At 31.7% G+C, this 18,838-nt stretch carries 22 protein-coding genes; 15 read left to right on the plus strand and 7 right to left on the minus strand.

Features of this window, described 5'->3' with window-relative positions; genetic code table 11:
• The first annotated feature begins 48 nt into the window (after positions 1 to 48).
• Genes M4L39_RS02530 through hfq form a run of 3 tightly spaced genes read left to right on the plus strand, consistent with a single transcriptional unit; the run spans position 49 to position 2,176 of the window.
• Positions 49 to 987, plus strand: a complete 939-nt coding sequence (locus M4L39_RS02530) for an alpha/beta hydrolase (protein WP_277580604.1) — start codon at positions 49 to 51, stop codon at positions 985 to 987.
• Positions 988 to 1,008: 21 nt separating this feature from the next.
• Entirely contained in the window at positions 1,009 to 1,986 is a 978-nt protein-coding gene (gene miaA / locus M4L39_RS02535) for a tRNA (adenosine(37)-N6)-dimethylallyltransferase MiaA (protein ID WP_277580605.1), read from the plus strand.
• Positions 1,958 to 2,176, plus strand: a complete 219-nt coding sequence (hfq, locus tag M4L39_RS02540) for an RNA chaperone Hfq (RefSeq protein WP_107515070.1) — start codon at positions 1,958 to 1,960, stop codon at positions 2,174 to 2,176. The genes miaA and hfq overlap by 29 nt, the downstream gene beginning before the upstream one ends.
• Before the next feature lie 132 nt (positions 2,177 to 2,308).
• Here hfq and M4L39_RS02545 read toward each other — a convergent pair whose 3' ends face one another.
• Positions 2,309 to 2,782 carry a glutathione peroxidase gene (locus tag M4L39_RS02545; RefSeq protein ID WP_277580606.1) on the minus strand — a complete coding sequence of 158 codons (474 nt, stop codon included), beginning with the start codon at positions 2,780 to 2,782 and terminating at the stop codon, positions 2,309 to 2,311.
• 95 nt (positions 2,783 to 2,877) lie between these two features.
• Here M4L39_RS02545 and hflX point away from each other — a divergent pair, with 95 nt between their 5' ends.
• From hflX to glnA, 4 genes are all read left to right on the plus strand, one after another.
• Positions 2,878 to 4,113, plus strand: a complete 1,236-nt coding sequence (gene hflX / locus M4L39_RS02550; RefSeq protein ID WP_277580607.1) for a GTPase HflX — start codon at positions 2,878 to 2,880, stop codon at positions 4,111 to 4,113.
• A gap of 16 nt (positions 4,114 to 4,129) precedes the next feature.
• A complete protein-coding gene (locus M4L39_RS02555) occupies positions 4,130 to 5,368 on the plus strand; it encodes an aminotransferase class I/II-fold pyridoxal phosphate-dependent enzyme (RefSeq protein WP_277580608.1) in 1,239 nt (412 codons plus the stop codon).
• A gap of 265 nt (positions 5,369 to 5,633) precedes the next feature.
• Entirely contained in the window at positions 5,634 to 6,002 is a 369-nt protein-coding gene (locus M4L39_RS02560) for a MerR family transcriptional regulator (protein ID WP_002507792.1), read from the plus strand.
• Positions 6,003 to 6,023: 21 nt separating this feature from the next.
• Positions 6,024 to 7,364 (plus strand): type I glutamate--ammonia ligase, encoded by a 1,341-nt coding sequence (glnA, locus tag M4L39_RS02565; RefSeq protein WP_065337891.1) that lies wholly within the window; start codon positions 6,024 to 6,026, stop codon positions 7,362 to 7,364.
• Between the two features lie 175 nt (positions 7,365 to 7,539).
• Here the strand turns inward: glnA and M4L39_RS02570 are convergent, their stop codons facing one another.
• The 3 genes from M4L39_RS02570 to M4L39_RS02580 are packed head-to-tail and all read right to left on the minus strand — an operon-like array spanning position 7,540 to position 8,334.
• Positions 7,540 to 7,824, minus strand: a complete 285-nt coding sequence (locus tag M4L39_RS02570) for a tyrosine-type recombinase/integrase (RefSeq protein ID WP_346818184.1) — start codon at positions 7,822 to 7,824, stop codon at positions 7,540 to 7,542.
• 22 nt (positions 7,825 to 7,846) lie between these two features.
• Positions 7,847 to 8,008: a hypothetical protein gene (locus M4L39_RS02575; RefSeq protein WP_277580609.1), complete on the minus strand. Its 162-nt coding sequence runs from the start codon at positions 8,006 to 8,008 to the stop codon at positions 7,847 to 7,849.
• An 8-nt stretch (positions 8,009 to 8,016) separates the two neighbouring features.
• Positions 8,017 to 8,334 (minus strand): hypothetical protein, encoded by a 318-nt coding sequence (locus tag M4L39_RS02580; protein ID WP_277580610.1) that lies wholly within the window; start codon positions 8,332 to 8,334, stop codon positions 8,017 to 8,019.
• Between the two features lie 809 nt (positions 8,335 to 9,143).
• Between M4L39_RS02580 and M4L39_RS02585 the strand changes: the two genes are divergently transcribed.
• From M4L39_RS02585 to M4L39_RS02595, 3 genes are all read left to right on the plus strand, one after another.
• Positions 9,144 to 9,884, plus strand: a complete 741-nt coding sequence (locus tag M4L39_RS02585) for an SDR family NAD(P)-dependent oxidoreductase (RefSeq protein WP_277580611.1) — start codon at positions 9,144 to 9,146, stop codon at positions 9,882 to 9,884.
• Positions 9,885 to 10,180: 296 nt separating this feature from the next.
• On the plus strand, positions 10,181 to 10,600 hold the full coding sequence (locus M4L39_RS02590; RefSeq protein WP_277580612.1) for a VOC family protein: 420 nt from the start codon (positions 10,181 to 10,183) through the stop codon (positions 10,598 to 10,600).
• A gap of 421 nt (positions 10,601 to 11,021) precedes the next feature.
• A complete protein-coding gene (locus M4L39_RS02595; RefSeq protein WP_021338779.1) occupies positions 11,022 to 11,219 on the plus strand; it encodes a hypothetical protein in 198 nt (65 codons plus the stop codon).
• A 231-nt stretch (positions 11,220 to 11,450) separates the two neighbouring features.
• Here the strand turns inward: M4L39_RS02595 and M4L39_RS02600 are convergent, their stop codons facing one another.
• Positions 11,451 to 11,642 carry a LapA family protein gene (locus M4L39_RS02600; RefSeq protein WP_277580613.1) on the minus strand — a complete coding sequence of 64 codons (192 nt, stop codon included), beginning with the start codon at positions 11,640 to 11,642 and terminating at the stop codon, positions 11,451 to 11,453.
• Positions 11,643 to 11,852: 210 nt separating this feature from the next.
• Here M4L39_RS02600 and nucI point away from each other — a divergent pair, with 210 nt between their 5' ends.
• On the plus strand, positions 11,853 to 12,383 hold the full coding sequence (gene nucI / locus M4L39_RS02605) for a thermonuclease NucI (RefSeq protein ID WP_277580980.1): 531 nt from the start codon (positions 11,853 to 11,855) through the stop codon (positions 12,381 to 12,383).
• A 171-nt stretch (positions 12,384 to 12,554) separates the two neighbouring features.
• Here nucI and M4L39_RS02610 read toward each other — a convergent pair whose 3' ends face one another.
• Positions 12,555 to 13,418: a hypothetical protein gene (locus M4L39_RS02610; RefSeq protein WP_277580614.1), complete on the minus strand. Its 864-nt coding sequence runs from the start codon at positions 13,416 to 13,418 to the stop codon at positions 12,555 to 12,557.
• A gap of 262 nt (positions 13,419 to 13,680) precedes the next feature.
• On the opposite strand from M4L39_RS02610, the gene M4L39_RS02615 reads away from it, so the two are divergent.
• Both M4L39_RS02615 and M4L39_RS02620 read left to right on the plus strand, forming a co-directional pair.
• Positions 13,681 to 14,136 (plus strand): hypothetical protein, encoded by a 456-nt coding sequence (locus M4L39_RS02615; protein ID WP_277580615.1) that lies wholly within the window; start codon positions 13,681 to 13,683, stop codon positions 14,134 to 14,136.
• 111 nt (positions 14,137 to 14,247) lie between these two features.
• The gene (locus tag M4L39_RS02620; RefSeq protein WP_277580616.1) at positions 14,248 to 14,841 is read left to right on the plus strand and encodes a hypothetical protein; all 594 of its coding nucleotides are present in this window, start codon (positions 14,248 to 14,250) and stop codon (positions 14,839 to 14,841) included.
• A gap of 90 nt (positions 14,842 to 14,931) precedes the next feature.
• On the opposite strand, the gene M4L39_RS02625 is transcribed toward M4L39_RS02620, so the two are convergent.
• Complete coding sequence (locus M4L39_RS02625; RefSeq protein ID WP_277580617.1) at positions 14,932 to 16,299, minus strand: aspartate kinase; 1,368 nt, start codon at positions 16,297 to 16,299, stop codon at positions 14,932 to 14,934.
• A gap of 191 nt (positions 16,300 to 16,490) precedes the next feature.
• On the opposite strand from M4L39_RS02625, the gene M4L39_RS02630 reads away from it, so the two are divergent.
• Positions 16,491 to 17,771 carry a homoserine dehydrogenase gene (locus M4L39_RS02630; RefSeq protein ID WP_277580618.1) on the plus strand — a complete coding sequence of 427 codons (1,281 nt, stop codon included), beginning with the start codon at positions 16,491 to 16,493 and terminating at the stop codon, positions 17,769 to 17,771.
• 5 nt (positions 17,772 to 17,776) lie between these two features.
• Positions 17,777 to 18,838: a threonine synthase gene (gene thrC / locus M4L39_RS02635; protein ID WP_277580619.1), complete on the plus strand. Its 1,062-nt coding sequence runs from the start codon at positions 17,777 to 17,779 to the stop codon at positions 18,836 to 18,838.

Raw genomic sequence — 18,838 nt, forward strand, 5'->3', positions numbered from 1 at the left:
TGTATAATATAAGAAGTTTGAAATGATGCATGATTTGGGGGCTATCACATGAGTCAAAAGGAATTTAAAATTACTGTTGAAGATGGCACAATGTTAGAAGTGAAATTAGATAAAGCCAAACATGAAACAATTGGTGTCGTGCATTTGCTTCATGGTATGGCAGAACATATGGGAAGATATGATGAACTTGTTGAATCATTTAATCAACAAGGATATGATGTGTTACGCCATAATCATAGAGGGCATGGTAAAGAAATAAATGAAAAAGAACGTGGACACATAGCTGATATATCGCAAGTTGCGGATGATACATATGAAATCGCTCAGACAATGTGTACGCACTACACGAACATCCCATATATTATGATTGGTCATTCAATGGGTTCTATTATAGCGCGTATATTTGCTCAAAAATATCCTGATGCAGCGCAAGGTTTAATTCTTAGTGGTACAGCGCAATATCCAAGATATTTAGGTCTACCAATTGCTGTATTAATGAAAAGCATCACTTTAATATTAGGGAAACGACGTCGTTTGAAGTGGGTTAATCGATTAATGTATAAATCATTTAATAAAGATATTAAAAATCAAAAAACTTCAAGTGATTGGCTATCTAGCGATGCTCGGGAAGTGGCAAAATTTATAAAAGATCCGAATACAGGTTTTTTAGTTTCCAATCAACTTATATACCAAATAATAAAACACGCATTAGCAACTAGTCGTGAAAAAAATATCAAAAAAATGAATTCAGAACTTCCTATACTGCTTATATCGGGTAAAGATGATGCTTTAGGCGGCAGAGGTAAAGGCGTTAGAAAACTAGGGAAATTATACAAACGCTGTGGTGTGAAACATGTAACCGTTCATTTATACAAAAATAAACGACATGAAGTTTTATTCGATAAAGATTCTGCAATTACATGGAATAACATGTATGAATGGATTGAAAAGCAAATTTTGAAAAAGATAAATAATAATAGTAAATAACTAAAGAGAGTTGATATACACGTGCATAACGAAAAACCTTTTTTAATTGTACTTGTAGGACCGACTGCTGTTGGCAAAACAGAGTTTAGCATTGAATTAGCAAAAAAATTTAATGGTGAAATTATCAGTGGCGATTCAATGCAAGTATATAAACATATGGATATAGGTACAGCAAAGATTACGCCAGATGAAATGTCAGGCGTGCCGCATCATATGATAGATATATTAGAACCAGATGAAACATTTTCTGCGTATGATTTTAAAAATAGGGCCCAGCAACTAATAACTGAAATTACTGATAGAGGATGTGTCCCTATTATTGCTGGAGGTACCGGCTTATATATTCAGTCTCTGATTCATGATTATGCGTTTGAAGATGAAACAATCACAGAAGAAGAGAGTATTACAATAGATAAAAAATTAGCGGAATTAGATCAGTTATCAAATGAAGCGTTACATCAATATTTAACATCATTTGATAGAGAATCTGCTGAAGATATTCATCCCAATAATAGGAAAAGAGTACGTAGAGCAATAGAATATTATTTGAAAACAAAAAAACTTTTAAGTTCTCGTAAGAAAGTTCAACAATATACGGAAAATTATGATACATTATTATTAGGGATAGAAATGTCGCGTGACATATTATATCAAAGGATAAATAAACGCGTAGATATAATGTTGGAACGTGGTTTACTTGATGAAGTGAAACAACTCGTAGATGCGGGGTATGAATCATGTCAAAGTATGCAAGCTATAGGTTATAAAGAAATGTTGCCTGTAGTGAAGTGCGATACACATCAAGATGACGCAATAGATAAATTAAAGCAACATTCTCGAAACTATGCAAAGCGACAGATGACTTGGTTCAAAAATAAGCTAGACGTAGTATGGTTAGATAAAGAGAAAATGTCACTTTCATCGATGTTAGATGAAGTTTCAGTCCAAATAAAGAAAAGGAGTATAGAACATGAAGACAACAGAAAACATCCAAGATAAATTCCTAGGACAATTTAAGACTGATCAAACAAAAGTGATTGTGTTTTTAATGAATGGTTTTCAAATGAAAGGTGTTATTGAGGATTATGATAAGTATGTAGTATGCTTATTATCTCAAGGTAAACAGCATTTTATTTATAAACATGCTATCAGTACTTTTACAATTGATGATGCACCTGAAGCATCATAATCAGAAAATATAAGATTAAAGGTTAAAAATTAAATAAGCTACACTAGATTAATTAATATCTAGTGTAGCTTATATTTATTTATAGATATTGTAATACTTAGTACTGTTTCAGAAAATCATAGAATCTTCAAATTATAATAATGCTTCAATTTCTGACTCAATTTGGTTAGGTTTTTTCTGTGGAGAAAAGCGTTTTACAACTTTACCATTTTTATCTACTAGGAATTTAGTGAAGTTCCATTTGATTTTTTCGTTGAAGACACCATTTTGTTCTTTAGTTAAAAATTCAAATAGTGGGTGTTGATTTTCACCTTTGACATCAACTTTTTCATGCATTGGGAAAGTGACACCGTAGTTAATTTTACAGTTTTGTGTAGCTTCTTCGCCAGTGCCAGGCTCTTGGCCTCCAAATTGATTACAAGGGAAACCTAATACTATAAAATCTTGATCTTTATATTTATCATATAAACTTTGAAGTCCTTCGAACTGTGGTGTGAAACCACATTCACTAGCCGTGTTAACAATTAACATGGGTTGTCCTTGGTACGTATCTAACTTGTACGATTCTCCATTTGGTTTCTGAACTTCTATGTCATATATAGTCATTTTAATTCACCTCTTACAAACAATTTAACATAAATTGACTCTGTAGTCTTTATATATACACTATGATAGAATAGCTAAGAAAAGAGGTGCATGTTATGACCCAACAACAAACACATAATACAAAAAAAGAATTAGAAACAGCTATTTTAGTTGGAGTACATGCTCAAAATGATGACGAATTTGATTTTGAGTCGACAATGGAAGAATTAGCATCATTGTCAGAAACATGTCAACTGAATGTTCAAGAACAGTTCACTCAAAACAGAACGCATTTTGATAGAAAATATTATGTTGGTAAAGGGAAATTAGAAGATATTCGAGCGTATATTGAATATCATGATATCGATGTCGTCGTTGCTAATGATGAATTAACAACAGCACAATCAAAAACGCTAAATGGAAATTTAAATGTGAAAATTATCGACAGAACGCAATTAATATTAGAGATTTTTGCATTAAGAGCAAGCAGTAAAGATGGTAAATTACAAGTTGAATTAGCGCAACTTGATTATTTAATGCCAAGATTGCAAGGACATGGACGTAGTTTGTCACGTTTAGGTGGCGGTATTGGGACAAGAGGCCCTGGTGAAACGAAGCTAGAAATGGACCGCCGTCATATTAGAACGAGAATGAATGAAATTAAACACCAATTAGAAACAGTGGTTGAACATCGTGAACGTTATCGTAATAAACGTGAACAGAACCATGTTTTCCAAGTTGCACTCATAGGTTATACGAACGCAGGTAAATCATCTTGGTTTAACATGCTTGCCAATGAAACAACATATGAAAAGAATTTATTATTCGCTACACTTGATCCTAAAACACGACAAATTCAAATAAATGATGGGTTTAACTTAATTATTTCAGATACAGTTGGTTTTATTCAAAAGTTGCCAACGACATTAATTGCAGCTTTTAAATCAACGCTTGAAGAAGCAAAAAATGCGGATCTATTATTACATGTCGTTGATAGTAGTCACCCTGAGTATAGAGCGCAATATGATACTGTGAATGGAATTGTTGCAGATTTAGATATGGCACAAATTCCGCAAGCGATTATATTTAATAAAAAAGATTTACATGAAGGTGCGACGCCGACAACGAATAAGCCATCAGTATTTGTTTCTAGTCGAGATGAAGCAGATATAGACAAAGTAAAACAATTGTTATTTGACCAAGTGCAAAAAACACTTACGTATTATGAAGAAAGCGTACCAAGTGTGAACGCGGATAGATTATACTTTCTAAAACAGCACACGCTCGTGTCAGAATTAATATTTAATGAAGATGATGCGACTTATGAAATTAAAGGTTATAAAAAAGAATAGAAGGAAGTAATCATTAATGAAAGATATGAAACAGCTGATTGCTAATACAGAAGAAACGCTAGCACCATATTTTAGAAATATTGAAGCAACAGCATATGTTAATCAGGAAAAAGTATTAGATGCATTTCATGCGGTTAGAGCAACTGAAAATGATTTACAAGGTACTACAGGTTATGGTTATGATGATTTCGGTAGAGATCACTTGGAAGAAATTTACGCTCATGTTTTTAAAGCAGAAGATGCTATTGTCAGACCACAAATTATTTCAGGTACCCATGCGATAACGATTGCTTTACAAAGTACATTAAAATATGGTGATGAGTTGTTATATATAACAGGAAACCCTTATGATACTTTATTAGAAGTTATTGGCATAAATGGGAATGGTATTGAAAGTTTGAAAGAATACGGCGTGAGTTATAATAAAGTTGATTTAAAAGATGATGATATAGATATAGCAGAAGTGATGAATCAAATTAAACCACAAACCAAAGTCATTGCAATTCAACGTTCTAAAGGATACGATCAACGACCTTCTATTAATTTAGATGTGATTGAGAGAGCGATTCGAACGATAAAAGCGCAGCATCCGGACGTGATTATTTTTGTAGATAATTGTTATGGTGAATTCGTTGAAACGCGTGAACCGATAGAATGTGGTGCGGATTTAATTGCTGGATCATTAATTAAAAATCCAGGTGGTGGCTTAGCTAAAATTGGTGGTTATATTGCCGGTGAAGAATCCTTAGTTGCTAGATGTGGGTATCGTTTAACTGCACCTGGTATAGGTAAAGAAGCGGGCGCCTCCCTTAACTCATTACAAGAAATGTACCAAGGCTTTTTCTTAGCACCACATGTGGTTAGTCAAAGTTTAAAAGGCGCATTGTTTACGAGTCTGTTATTAGAAAAAATGAACATGCGTACAAAACCAAGATATGATGTTCCGAGAACGGATCTTATACAAACAGTTGAATTTGATACTAAAGAGCAAATGATTCAATTTTGCCAAAGTATTCAACAAGCTTCACCGATTAACGCACACTTTAAGCCAGAACCTGCTTCTATGCCAGGCTATGAAGATGATGTTATTATGGCTGCGGGTACGTTTATACAAGGCTCGTCTATTGAATTATCGGCTGATGGACCAATTCGACCGCCTTATGAAGCTTATGTACAAGGTGGTTTAACATACGAGCATGTTAAATTAGCAGTAACAAGAGCTGCAGCAAATCTTAAATCACAGCAACTGATATAAAAGGAAGTTGAAATCCATTTATTCTATCAAAGACACATTTTGAAGTAATATACTTGTTAATGATGTGAATTTAGATAAAATATATGGATTTTTTTGAACAAATTAAAGGAATTTTCTAAAAATTAATATGATTTACAAGTGTTGATAAGACGTACGCTAGTGATACCAAGGATTCAAAGGGTATGTAAGGAAACCTTACATATTTTTGAAATTATTGAAAAATTGTGCTAAATTTAGAACAAGTTCAAAAATAGAGGTGAGGGAATTGAAGTCAAATGATACATTAAGACGCAATATGCCTGTATTCTCTATCAGTGTTGTAACTAAATTGAGTGAATTAACCGCAAGGCAAATTCGCTACTATGAAACACATGAACTGATTAAACCACAACGTTCAGAAGGCAATAAGAGGCTCTTTTCATTAAATGATTTGGAACGACTTTTAGAAATTAAAAAACTGATTGAAAAAGGATTTAATATCAAGGGTATTAAGCAAATTCTTAATGAAGAGCAAAGTCATCTTTCTGATGATGAACAAGAAACAAGAAAACAAATGATAGTTGAAGCTACCCAGAAACCACAACGAGAAGCAATACCGATAAATCGTGGTGACTTATCACGTTTTATCAAATAATATTAACGGGGGACATTTACAATGCCAAAACGTACATTTACTAAAGAAGACATTCATAAGTTTGCTAAAGAAGAAAACGTAAGATATTTACGCTTACAATTCACTGATATTTTAGGTGTAATTAAAAACGTAGAAGTGCCAGTTAGCCAACTAGAAAAAGTATTAGATAATGAAATGATGTTTGATGGTTCTTCAATTGAAGGTTTCGTTCGAATTGAAGAGTCAGATATGTATTTATACCCAGATTTAGATACATGGGTTATCTTCCCATGGACAGCAGGACAAGGAAAAGTTGCACGACTTATCTGTGATGTTTATAAAACAGACCATACACCATTTGAAGGTGACCCACGTTCAAACTTAAAACGTGTCTTGGAAAATATGAGAGAATTAGGATTCTCAGATTTGAATTTAGGACCTGAGCCAGAATTCTTCTTATTTAAATTAGATGAAAAAGGTGAACCAACATTAGAATTAAATGATAATGGTGGATACTTTGACCTTGCACCAACAGATTTAGGTGAAAATTGTCGCCGTGATATTGTATTAGAACTTGAGGACATGGGCTTTGATATTGAAGCGAGTCACCATGAAGTCGCACCAGGTCAACATGAGATTGACTTTAAATATGCAGATGCAATTACAGCTTGTGATAACATTCAAACATTTAAACTTGTTGTAAAAACAATTGCACGCCAACATAATCTACATGCGACGTTCATGCCGAAACCTTTATTCGGTGTTAATGGTAGTGGGATGCACTTTAACATGTCATTATTCAAGGGCAAAGAGAACGCATTCTATGATCCAGATGGCGATATGCAAATGACGAAAGATGCTTATCATTTCATAGCAGGTACTTTGAAAAACGCACGTGGTTTCACAGCTGTATGTAATCCTTTAGTAAACTCATACAAACGTTTAGTTCCAGGTTACGAAGCACCATGTTATATCGCTTGGAGTGGTAAAAACCGTTCACCATTAATCCGTGTACCAACTTCTCGTGGATTATCTACACGTGTTGAAGTACGTTCAGTAGATCCAGCTGCCAATCCATATTTAGCATTAGCAGCACTTTTAGAAGCAGGTTTAGATGGTATTAAAAATAAACTAGAAGTTCCAGAACCAGTTAACCAAAACATTTATGAAATGAATCGCGAAGAGCGTGAAGCTGTTGGTATAGAAGATTTACCTTCAACTTTATACACTGCTGTTAAAGCAATGAAAAATAACGCACCAATTAAAGAAGCGTTAGGCAATCATATTTATAATCAATTCATTAACTCTAAATCAATTGAGTGGGATTATTATAGAACGCAAGTTTCTGAATGGGAAAGAGAACAATACCTTAAAGAATACTAGGTGCTAAGCAAGAGGGATAATATCAGTAATATCAACAACTCGGGTCATTCTGAATGAATGATTTCGGGTTGTTTTTTTGCCCCCATTTTATTTTCGGAAGTCATTTGGGTGGAATTTGGGTGCAGATTTCAAAAGATTTCTTTATCTTGAATGCATTTTTCAAAGTCTTCTTTTTTTATAAATTCATATTTTCTGTTATATGACTATACACTTGTTCAGTTAAACTCATTGTTTTATGACCTAGTCTTTCTTGAATTACTTTCATGAGTACATCGCTCTCTAGTAGCAACGTTACATGTGTATGTCTTAATTTGTGAATACTCAAACATTTTTCTAAATCTAATAATTTTTCTGTTACATCTTTCATAGTATTGTGTGTTGTACTTCGAGGGATAGGGTCACCAAAAGAATTACAAAATATAAAATCATGAGCGTCATTATAAATATCATTATTAACTATTCTGTTTGTATTTTTTTAGATATTATAATTTTATTAATTCTTTTGCCAATCCATCAGTTATATATATGATTCTATCTTTCGGTATATGTTGTGCTTTTTCTGGTTTTTTTAAATCTCTATGCTTTAATTCTACGTTATCACATGGGTTGAAATGTGGAATACGGTCATAAACAGCTTGTTGCAATACAAGGTTTAGGAATGAATGAGATTTTTAATTGTGGATTTGCTGTATCCTTTTTCTATTTCTATTGTACTTTGACTAAGTTTATCGTTATGCCAAGTTTTTAAATAATAATCTAACCAGTCATCTAATAAGTAATCTTTTTGTAATTGCATACCTGTGTTTAGAGATTTTTCTAATTCAACAGTTGCACGTTTAGCTTCACTATTAATTTTTTGAATTTTTTTACTTATTGTAGTAATTGCTGAAATATTTGCATAAGATTGTTTGTGTTTGTGTCTATCAATAACTTTTCTAATTACTTTAATATACTCAGCCCTACTTTTCACCTTTAAAATTTTCTGTTTAAACTTATTTGCTTCAATTTTTATTGTATTTTGAACTTCCTATAAATTGTAGAGGTTATTTTTCATTTATATATATGAAGCCGACTATCGTAATATAGCTAGAGTATATCTTAACCTACGTATACTCGAAGGACGAGGAATGGTTAAGTAGGCACCATTCGCCACAATGCTTGAACAATATGAAATGATAAATCAATTTAAATAAGACGAAAATAAAATAAATAAAACTATACTAAGTGCTGGCTAGTTGAACGATTTAAACGGTACTTTAATATTTAAGATGTATCATGAACCATCTATAGAATTACGATATTTTATTGATGGCTAAATTCAATCTAAAGGGGGTTACATACACAATTACTTTTTTAGTATAAATAAACTAGTTTAAGTAAAATTAATTTAAAGGATATTGTTGAGATAAAATAATAAAATTTATTCACATTAAACACATGAAATCATTAGGCTATAGACTTGAAGGTGATGAACTTGTCAGGATACAAACAGATGATAATAAAATTGATTGATAGTGACATTACGGGTCATCAAATTCATAAAGCAACTGAATTAAGTCAAACAGTATTATCTGCTTTGAGAACTGAATCCTGTGACACAGATAATTAAAATTTAAAAACTACAGAAAAATTATACGAATATGCAAAAGTCTAACTAGATTTTAGATGTGTTTTAAAGGTTAATGTCAATCAATTGAAATAAAGAAAGGGTTTATATCTATATTAAGTAGGGTACCTGTTAAACATTTACAATTTTGATATGATGAGGAGATTTTTATTATGACTAATCAAAAGAATATACTCGTAACTGGTGCTACTAGAGGAATGGGAAAAGAAATCTCAAAAGTATTAGTCGGACAAGGTTATCATGTTATCTTGGGGGCAAGAAATATACAAGATGGTCAATCTCTTGTGGAAGAGATTGAGTCTAAAGGCTTTTCTGCGACTACAGTTCAATTAGATGTTACTGATATTAATTCTGTACAGAATGCAGCTCGAGAAATAAGTTCTTTAGATATTTTAATTAATAATGCTGGTATAGCTTTAGAGACATCTAGTCCATCTAATCTTGATGTTGCTCAAGTAAAGAAAGAGTTTGATGTTAACGTTTTTGGTGTTATGAATGTAACTTCAGCGATGTTGCCCTTATTAAAAAATTCGAAAAGAGCAAAAATCATTAACATGTCCAGTATAATGTGTTCTCTTAATTCAGCGTTAGATAAAAATTCAATCGTTTATGGTGCAAGTGTCGCTGGTTATCAATCATCAAAAGCAGCTTTAAATATGTATTCTATTCAATTAGCAAAAGAATTAGTAAAAGAAGAAAGTGATATCACTGTAGATTTAGTTGATCCTGGGATGGTTGCCACAGAATTTGGAGGTTTAGAACCAAAAACTGCTAAAAAAATGGGGGCAAAACCAGTTGATGAAGGTATAAGAAGAGTTATTGAATTAGTAGAAAATGATAAAGAAAATAAAAATATAACTTTTACCAACAATGAAGGAGTTGCTTCTTGGTAATTTTAAAATTGCTCGTATATTTTCATAGCTGAATTTATGTTTTGATATCGATATTTGAAACGAGTGTAAACGAAGTTTCTTTTCATTTAGGATAAGATAGAGAAGTTATTGTAAATATTATTAATTTAAAGAATATTGCTGTTCATAGGTCATAAAATACATGTAGAGTAATAGACAAGTAAATGAACAGAGGTTATTAGAAGAACAATTAAATGCGTTAACTTATGTTTATCTAGGGTATTATTAAAATATATTAAGTTGAAAATTGTGTGAATAGATGAAGAGGAGACTAAAATATGGAATTAAGTCCTTATTTGCAACTGAATGGAAATGCTAAAGAAGCAATTGATTTTTATGAAAATACTTTTGGAGCTAAGAATTTAGGGATTATGACATATGGGGATCTTCCAGAGGATTCAGGTTTTTCACTTCCTGAAAATACAAAAGATTTAATTTCTCACTCAGCGTTGGAAATAGAGAATTCGAAAATTATGATTGTAGATACGTTCCCAGGTTATCCGTCTCAAGAGGGTAATGTAGTTATAATCTGTATTACTTTAAATAATAAAAATAAAGCAAGCCAAATTTTTGAAGATTTAGGAAAAGAAGGTCAAATTGAAATGCCATTATCTGAAACAGGTTTTAGTCCGGCATTTGGAGTAGTTAAAGATAAATTTGGGGTGAGATTTCAAATTTATACCGAAGTGAACGAATGATTTTTGTGAATTTAAAAGAATATTCTATGCTAAATTATTTTTATTAAGAAACAGGTTCAAATCGCTCAACCTATTGAGTGATTTGAACCTGTTTGTTTGTTGAGATAATATAATTGTAATGATACGACTATATTAACCGAATATCGCGTGCACGAAAGGTAATAAATATAATGTTAATAAAGTAAGACATATTCCAAAGTATATAATAAATGCACGCGCTTCTTTTGATTTGAAGAAAATAATCACCTCAATCATTATAAACTGAAACTTAATTTTAAGATAAAAAGATTATAAGAGTCAACAAAGAGCATTTTAATCCACGTTAATATTTGATGCTATTGTATTATTAATTGTATGTATGATGTATAAGTAGTAATATGTAACTAATAAATATTATTTATCTTGATAAGGGGATGGGTAGATGAACAAGATTAAATTAAGTACATTGAGAGCGGCATCATTAAAAGAATTAGAGAGTAGTATTAATGCATTTTTAGAAGATGATGAAGTGGCAGGTTATCAATTACTAAATGCTACAGTGCGAGAAGTAGAGGAACGCACATACTCATCGAATGAAGAAGAGTTTAATGCTATACTGACATTCGTAAAAAATGATTAAAATAAAAAGTCGTGTATGAAGTTATAAAACTTTTTACGCGACTTTTTTATTTTGTGGAAGCAACGTATAGAGTAATGAAACTAATTTAAAAAGCTTTAAAAGGAATTCAAGCAACTATAATATAATTATGTAAACTAAAGAAGACGTTTCATACTTTCTCATCCTATAGTTAATACGTATTCAAATGATACATAAAAAAACTGCCTGCATTTTGATATGCGGCAGTAAAGGTTATTTCTTTTTATATTTCGTTACGACTGCTTGGATAACAAAAACAATGAACCCAATAAGGACACCTAAACAAATTGCTACGACTGCTGATACCATTAATGGTAATTGAAATTGATTTTGTAATATGAGTCCTACAATCATTGCAATAATCACTGCGATGATTGTAATCATATTCTCTTTAAATATACTCAATTTGTTCACTCCTATCTAATGTATTATAGCACGAGTTTATCAGTGATATAAAATAAAATATTATTATTCGTCATTATAATTACGTTGAATATTATAACAGAATTTTGTCATTTGAATTAAAGTATAAAATATTATGGACTACGCTAACTTGACGACTTAATTGATTTTCTATATGATAATTTGGACAATTCAAAAGAAGTAGGTGCAACTGTGAAATCGACTAAAAAAATGACAATATTAGTGGTTAGTGTGATTGTGTTAGGTGTACTTGCGTTTCAATTTATAAATGGAACAGGGCCTTTTCAAAATAATGGATCAAAATCAGAGTCTGGGCCTAACGAAACTGAGGAAGTGCACATTGAACGTGTTGTTGATGGTGATACTTTGGTTGCCAAAGGTGACAATAACAAAAAATTGAAGGTTAGACTTATCGGGGTGGATACGCCAGAAACAGTTAAACCTGATACACCAGTTCAACCGTATGGTAAAGAAGCTTCTGATTATTCTAAGGCACAATTGACAAATAAAGACGTTTTTTTGGAATATGATGAAGAGCAAGAAGATCAATATGGAAGAACATTAGCTTATTTATGGTTAGATAAGGATACAATGTTTAATGAAGAGTTAATAAAAAAAGGTTTGGCTAAAGAAAAATATTATGCACCTAATGGTAAATACAGAGATGTATTTGAAAAAGCTGAACAACAAGCAAAAAATAACAATGAGAATATTTGGAGTTAAAGTGATCAACCAAACATGGCTATGCTAAGCATACACATAAATGCCAAATAGAATCATATGATTTTGTAGACAGTATAAAAGGTAACTTCCTAAAAATTGGAAGTTACCTTTTTATATTGTGCTGTATTTATTTTAATATGGATTTTGAAATAATAGTTGTTTGTGATTTGATTAATGCATATGATTAACTAATTTATTATACTCTTCTTTAGTTAATGATTCGTTTGAAGATACTAACGTTTCACCAATTACCTCTTTTAAAGATGATTTTGAAGAAACGGTTTCTGCGTAACCACCTCTAATTGTCGGTCCATCTATGATGTTTACGCTACCATCTGTAAAATAAACAAGTCCTATACTCTTGATTTGACGTTTTAAATGTTCATTAATTTTATCTTCCAATACTTTGGCATTTTGAGAAGATTGTTCATATGGATCATAATTATAAAAATCAAAAATCACTGAATTATTTTTGATACGCTCTATAAATGTATAATTTGATTCGCGTGTTGTTTGAAATTGTGAATGGTATTGATGTGCAATGTAGCGACCAACAGTTTGATTCGCTGTGTCATCACTATTAGATAAGGTTTCTGTATTAGGGTTGACATTAAAGTGATAGAACGTTTTTTGTTTCCAATTTTTAACATTGATATTGAAAAGCCCTTTATCAGTTATGACAATATAATCAAATGTTCTTGCATATTCAAATAATGGATGTTTTACTGCAAGATTACTCGTAGCAATTATGTCATAAAACTTAATCTTAGCATCTGCTTTGTACTGTGATAAAATTTCGTTTAAATCTTGTTTGGCTTTTCTTAATCCGTGATGATATGTGTCGTTATTTGCGTCAATGTCTAACATCTGATTTTTTAAATGTGTATTTTCACTAGTAACCATACTGATTTTATTCACTAATTGATTCTTAGAATATATTTCAGTTTCAAGCTTATGTTTCATAAGGTGATGATTTATAAAAACAATAATAATTAATAGCAAAATTATTATGAGTAAAATAGAAATTAAAAACATGTGTATCATCCTAATCTTAATTTAATTTTTAACAAGGTTTATTTTACGCCTTTCTTTAAAGTAGTACAAATTATATTTATTAAATTGTTATAAAAATACAATTAAATTATTATTAACCATAATTGCACTGATTTTGCGATTGATTTTAAAACAAAAGAAAACAAAACGAACATTTGAACAATGATTTATAGTTTTACTTATGACTATAAATAGATATAATAAATGATGCGCAATATAAATAGTGGAGACGGAGGACGACAATTTGAGTTCTATTAAAAATTATCTCGAGCAAATTATTGAGGAAATCAATGAAAATGAAATTATCGCATTTGATAATCATCCTACTGCTTATAAAATAATTGATCAATTATTTTATAAAGGCATTAAAATATCAGTGATTAGTTATTCTACGGATATTATTAAATATGTAGCGAAACATACAAATTTTAATATTATATTATCAAATGGTGTCGTTAGTAGTGAATACCATATTATAGTTGGTGCAGATGTCGCTCAAACATTTTCAAAATATCGTATTAGTCGGTATTTTGCTACTATGCCTTATATGGCAGATAGTTCATTGTATCAGACTATACCTGAAGTAGCTGAAATTCAAATTGTGCTTAAACAAAGCGCTGATCAGTTTTTGCTTATTAATAGACCTGAATTTTTAAATACAGCATTAGTACCTGAATTTATACATATAGGTGACTTTTAAAATTAAATGTGTTTTATTTCACATTTTCATGTTTTATACATTGAAAAACGCTTCTACAAATTATATAATGAATATTATTGGAAACGCTTACTTTAAATAGGGGGTGCTCATTTGCCGGATGCTAAAAATAATAATATTAAACAAATTGTAGAGACGCTAAATGAAAATGTAGCTAGTTTATTTAAATATAATGGCGAAGTTGCTAAACAATTGTTTTTGCATGATGAATTTAATTTAAATGGAAAAGTAGACATAAGCGTTGAAAGAAAATTTTTAGGGCAAGTTTTAAAATACATACCTAAAACATTTAAATCTGTGCTATATGATGGCACATTCTCAACGTCCGATTTCACAAAGATTGATTTTCCTAAAGTGACACATGCTAATATCTTTGATAATGAAGATATCATCATGACAGTTATTGTTTATGATGTAGAAGATGAATATTGGATGTTTAGATGGAATCATAATATCAGGATGCCTGAGAAACATATATATTTTCATTCAATCAAATGGGATGTAGATTATGTTAAACCAGAAATTGTCTTGATGTATGAATTGTTAGATCCCATCGATTATCATCAAATTCCTAATTATAGAAGTGTCATTGATTCATTAAGTTATTACCAATTCGTTATCTTACGCTTAGTTGTTGGAGATGAACGTATTAATCAAGCTTTAATTTCAGAAAAGAAAGCAATTTAAAATCCTTCAAATCAGAGCATCAGTTTTTTAAACTTAAGACTCATTTGATTTGAAGGATTTTTATTATTTAATCTTTCTAAATGAAACGGGTTAGATTTTTAAGCATTGACCATTATAGCAGTATTCATATGTTGATTTAACCGCTTTTTCTGCATCTATTACATCTATCCCGAACATGATAGATATTTCCGAAGCACCTTGGTTCATCATTTTTAAATTTATATTAGCCTCAGCAAGCGCATGCGTTATTGTATTGGCCGTTCCGACAATTCTATGCATACCTTCTCCTACAATCATGAGTACAGCTAAATCGTGCTCTACACTCAACTCATCTACCTCACAACGTTCGCGAATATCGTTTAAGACTTGCTCTTCTCTATGTTGAATTTCTTTTGAACGCATAATGATACTGATACTGTCTATTCCGGATGGCATGTGATCGAATGAAATCTCATAATCTTCAAGCACACCTAATATTTTACGCGTAAAACCAACTTGCCTATTCATTAAATATTTTTTAATATTCAATACTGTGAAATCTTTGTCGCAACTGATGCCACTGATAACATTATTAGAATTGATTTCTCTGTCATGACGAATATATGTCCCTATATCATCAGGTCTATTCGTATTTTTAATAACGACAGGAATTCTATCTTTATGCAATGGCTGTAGCGCTTCATCATGGAAGACACCAAAGCCTGCGTATGAAAGTTCACGCATTTCTCTATAAGTAATTTCATCAATCACTTCAGGATTTTTTACTATAGAAGGATTGGCTCTGAAAATACCAGACACATCTGTGAAGTTTTCATATATGTCAGCTCTAACGCCTCTAGCGACAATTGCTCCAGTAATATCAGAACCACCACGAGGGAATGTAACAATGTAATTTTGTCTTGAAAGACCAAAGAAACCTGGGATAATTAATTTTTCATCATATTCTCTTAATTTATATAACGCTTCATAAGATTGATCTAAGATTTGAGCATTTTGGGGTAAATCTGTAACAGTTATGCCAGCATCTCCTGGCGAAATATAACGGGTAGGAACACCTTGGCTGTTATTATACTCAGCAATCAATTGAGCATTAAAGTTTTCTCCACAAGATAATAAAGCATCTAACAAACGAGAAGGTTTGTCTTTTAATGTAGCAATATAAGACTCTAGTGTTTGATCAATTGTAGATAGTAATGTATCACTCATATGTAATTCATGAATAATATCGGCATAACGCTGAATGATTTCTTCTTTTTTAGAAATATAGTCTAAACGGTCAATTACTTTTTCGTATAGACGAATTAATAAATCAGTTGTTTTCACATCTTCTTTATGTCGTTTACCTGGTGCAGAAACAATAGTGATTTTTCTATCTTCATCCGAATTGACAATATTTAATACTTTTTTAATTTGTTCTGCATTAGAAACAGAACTTCCTCCAAATTTTGAAACTTTCATAAGTGACATACAACCTTTCTAAAAAATCAGAAAATTTTGTTTAGTTTTTATCACGAGAGTGATAGGATAGATATACGATTTAGATTTTCAAGCTTTACAAAAATAATGAATGAATTTATACTATACCATATTCAAGTATTTTTCAACTGTACAATTGTATTTTTTAGAAGAACAATCGGAGGAATGAATTTATGAAGGAATTAAATGTAGCCCTGCTCGGTTTAGGTACTGTAGGTTCAGGTGTAGTAAAAATTATTGAAGAGAATAGAGAACAAATTAAAGAAACAATGAACAAAGATATTAATATTAGACATATCTTGGTACGCGACAAGAGTCGCTCAAGACCTATAAATGTTTCAAAGTATCATCTGACGGAAGATATTGATGAAATATTAAATGATGATTCAATTGATATCGTCGTAGAAGTCATGGGTGGTATTGAACCAACAGTAGATTGGTTGAAACGTGCTTTAAGCGAGAAAAAACATGTTATTACAGCAAATAAAGATTTATTGGCAGTTCACTTGAATGTATTAGAAGAATTAGCTCAAAAAAATGATGTGGCTTTAAAATATGAAGCTAGTGTTGCAGGCGGTATACCAATCGTCAATGCAATCAATAATGGTTTGAACGCAAATAATATCAGTAAATTTATGGGTATTTTAAATGGAACATCGAACTTTATCTTAAGTAAAATGACTCAAGAAGAAACATCATTCAAAGATGCTTTAGACGAAGCACAAAGATTAGGTTTTGCTGAAGCAGATCCTACAGATGATGTGGAAGGCATTGATGCAGCGAGAAAAGTAGTAATTACGTCTTATTTATCATTTAATCAAGTAATTAATTTAGCTGATGTAGATAGACATGGCATTAGTGACGTTGAACTTTCAGATATTAAAGTAGCTGATGAATTAGGCTATAAAATTAAATTAATTGGTAAGGGTACTTATGAAAATAGCCAAATACAAGCATCTGTAGCGCCAACACTAATTAATAAAGCTCACCAATTAGCTTCAGTTGAAGATGAATTCAATGCAATTTATGTTATTGGTGATGCTGTCGGTGAAACAATGTTCTATGGTAAAGGCGCAGGTAGTTTAGCTACAGGTAGTGCTGTAGTAAGTGACTTATTAAATGTCACATTAAATTTCGAAACGAATTTGCATACATTACCACCACACTTTGAATTGAAAACTGCAGAAACAAAAGAAATGATGGATGACGAGGATACAATTTCTCTTAAAGATAAAGAAAGTTATTACTTAGTAGTCCAAACAGATGGTGAAGAAATAAACAAAGTTGAAACTCAAATAAAAAGTAAATTACCTTTCCATAAATCATTATCAGTATCAGAGCGTGATGCGCATACAGTAGGTATAGTCATCGTTGGTATTGATGAAGCACCAGAGACCTCTATTACAGAGTCAGGTTATATTGTTAAGAAAATTTATCCAGTAGAAGGGGTTTAATATTTATGAAAAGATGGCAAGGATTAGTAGAAGAATTTAAAACATATTTACCAGTAAGTGAAGCGACGCCACAGTTAACATTAAACGAAGGACATACCCCTTTAATTTACTGTGAGAACATGTCAGAAATGCTTGGTATTGAATTACATGTGAAGTATGAAGGTGCAAATCCAACAGGTTCGTTTAAAGATAGAGGTATGGTTATGGCTATGGCCAAAGCAAAAGAAGAAGGCAAAAAAATAGTGATTTGTGCCTCTACAGGTAACACATCAGCATCAGCTGCAGCATACGCTGCACGTGCTGGTTTAAAAGCAATCGTTGTAATACCTGAAGGAAAAATTGCGTTAGGTAAATTATCTCAAGCTGTTATGTATGGTGCTGAAATCGTTTCAATAGAAGGTAATTTCGATGAAGCTTTAGAAATTGTTCAAGAAGTTGCTAAAAATGGTGAAATCGCACTCGTGAATTCAGTGAACCCATACCGTATTGAAGGTCAAAAAACAGGTGCTTTCGAAGTGATTCAACAATTAGACGGTGCTGCGCCTGATATTCTATCTATACCAGTGGGTAATGCTGGAAACATTTCAGCTTATTGGAAAGGTTTTAAAGAATATCACGACGAACATGATACGCAATTACCTAACATGTACGGATTCCAAGCTGAAGGTGCTTCGCCGATTGTACAAAACAAAGTAGTGAAGGATCCTGATACAGTTGCAACAGCAATTAGGATAGGTAATCCTGCAAGTTGGGATAAAGCGACAAATGCATTGAATGAATCTAATGGATTAGTCGACAGTGTGACTGATGATGAAATCTTAGAAGCATATCAACTTATGGCAAGAAAAGAAGGCGTCTTTAGTGAACCTGCAAGTAATGCTTCAATCGCAGGATTAATTAAGTTACACCGTTCTGGAAAATTGCCAAAAGGGAAAAAAGTAGTAGCAGTATTAACGGGTAATGGCTTAAAAGACCCTGACACTGCAATTTCTTTATTAGATAACCCTATTAAACCTTTACCAAATGATAGAAAGAGTATTCTAGACTACATCAAAGGAGCACTATAG

The organism is Staphylococcus equorum (genome assembly GCF_029531845.1).
GTDB classification, from domain to species: Bacteria; Bacillota; Bacilli; order Staphylococcales; family Staphylococcaceae; genus Staphylococcus; species Staphylococcus equorum_C.

Bases quoted from the DNA above. Each gene is read 5' to 3' on its own strand.
- hfq (WP_107515070.1), top strand. From the start codon at position 1,958: ATGAAGACAACAGAAAACATCCAAGATAAATTCCTAGGACAATTTAAG.
- M4L39_RS02630 (WP_277580618.1), top strand. From the start codon at position 16,491: ATGAAGGAATTAAATGTAGCCCTGCTCGGTTTAGGTACTGTAGGTTCA.
- M4L39_RS02590 (WP_277580612.1), top strand. From the start codon at position 10,181: ATGGAATTAAGTCCTTATTTGCAACTGAATGGAAATGCTAAAGAAGCA.
- M4L39_RS02545 (WP_277580606.1), bottom strand. From the start codon at position 2,782: ATGACTATATATGACATAGAAGTTCAGAAACCAAATGGAGAATCGTAC.
- glnA (WP_065337891.1), top strand. From the start codon at position 6,024: ATGCCAAAACGTACATTTACTAAAGAAGACATTCATAAGTTTGCTAAA.
- M4L39_RS02555 (WP_277580608.1), top strand. From the start codon at position 4,130: ATGAAAGATATGAAACAGCTGATTGCTAATACAGAAGAAACGCTAGCA.
- M4L39_RS02595 (WP_021338779.1), top strand. From the start codon at position 11,022: ATGAACAAGATTAAATTAAGTACATTGAGAGCGGCATCATTAAAAGAA.
- M4L39_RS02610 (WP_277580614.1), bottom strand. From the start codon at position 13,418: ATGTTTTTAATTTCTATTTTACTCATAATAATTTTGCTATTAATTATT.
- M4L39_RS02585 (WP_277580611.1), top strand. From the start codon at position 9,144: ATGACTAATCAAAAGAATATACTCGTAACTGGTGCTACTAGAGGAATG.
- M4L39_RS02625 (WP_277580617.1), bottom strand. From the start codon at position 16,299: ATGAAAGTTTCAAAATTTGGAGGAAGTTCTGTTTCTAATGCAGAACAA.
- hflX (WP_277580607.1), top strand. From the start codon at position 2,878: ATGACCCAACAACAAACACATAATACAAAAAAAGAATTAGAAACAGCT.
- thrC (WP_277580619.1), top strand. From the start codon at position 17,777: ATGAAAAGATGGCAAGGATTAGTAGAAGAATTTAAAACATATTTACCA.
- M4L39_RS02530 (WP_277580604.1), top strand. From the start codon at position 49: ATGAGTCAAAAGGAATTTAAAATTACTGTTGAAGATGGCACAATGTTA.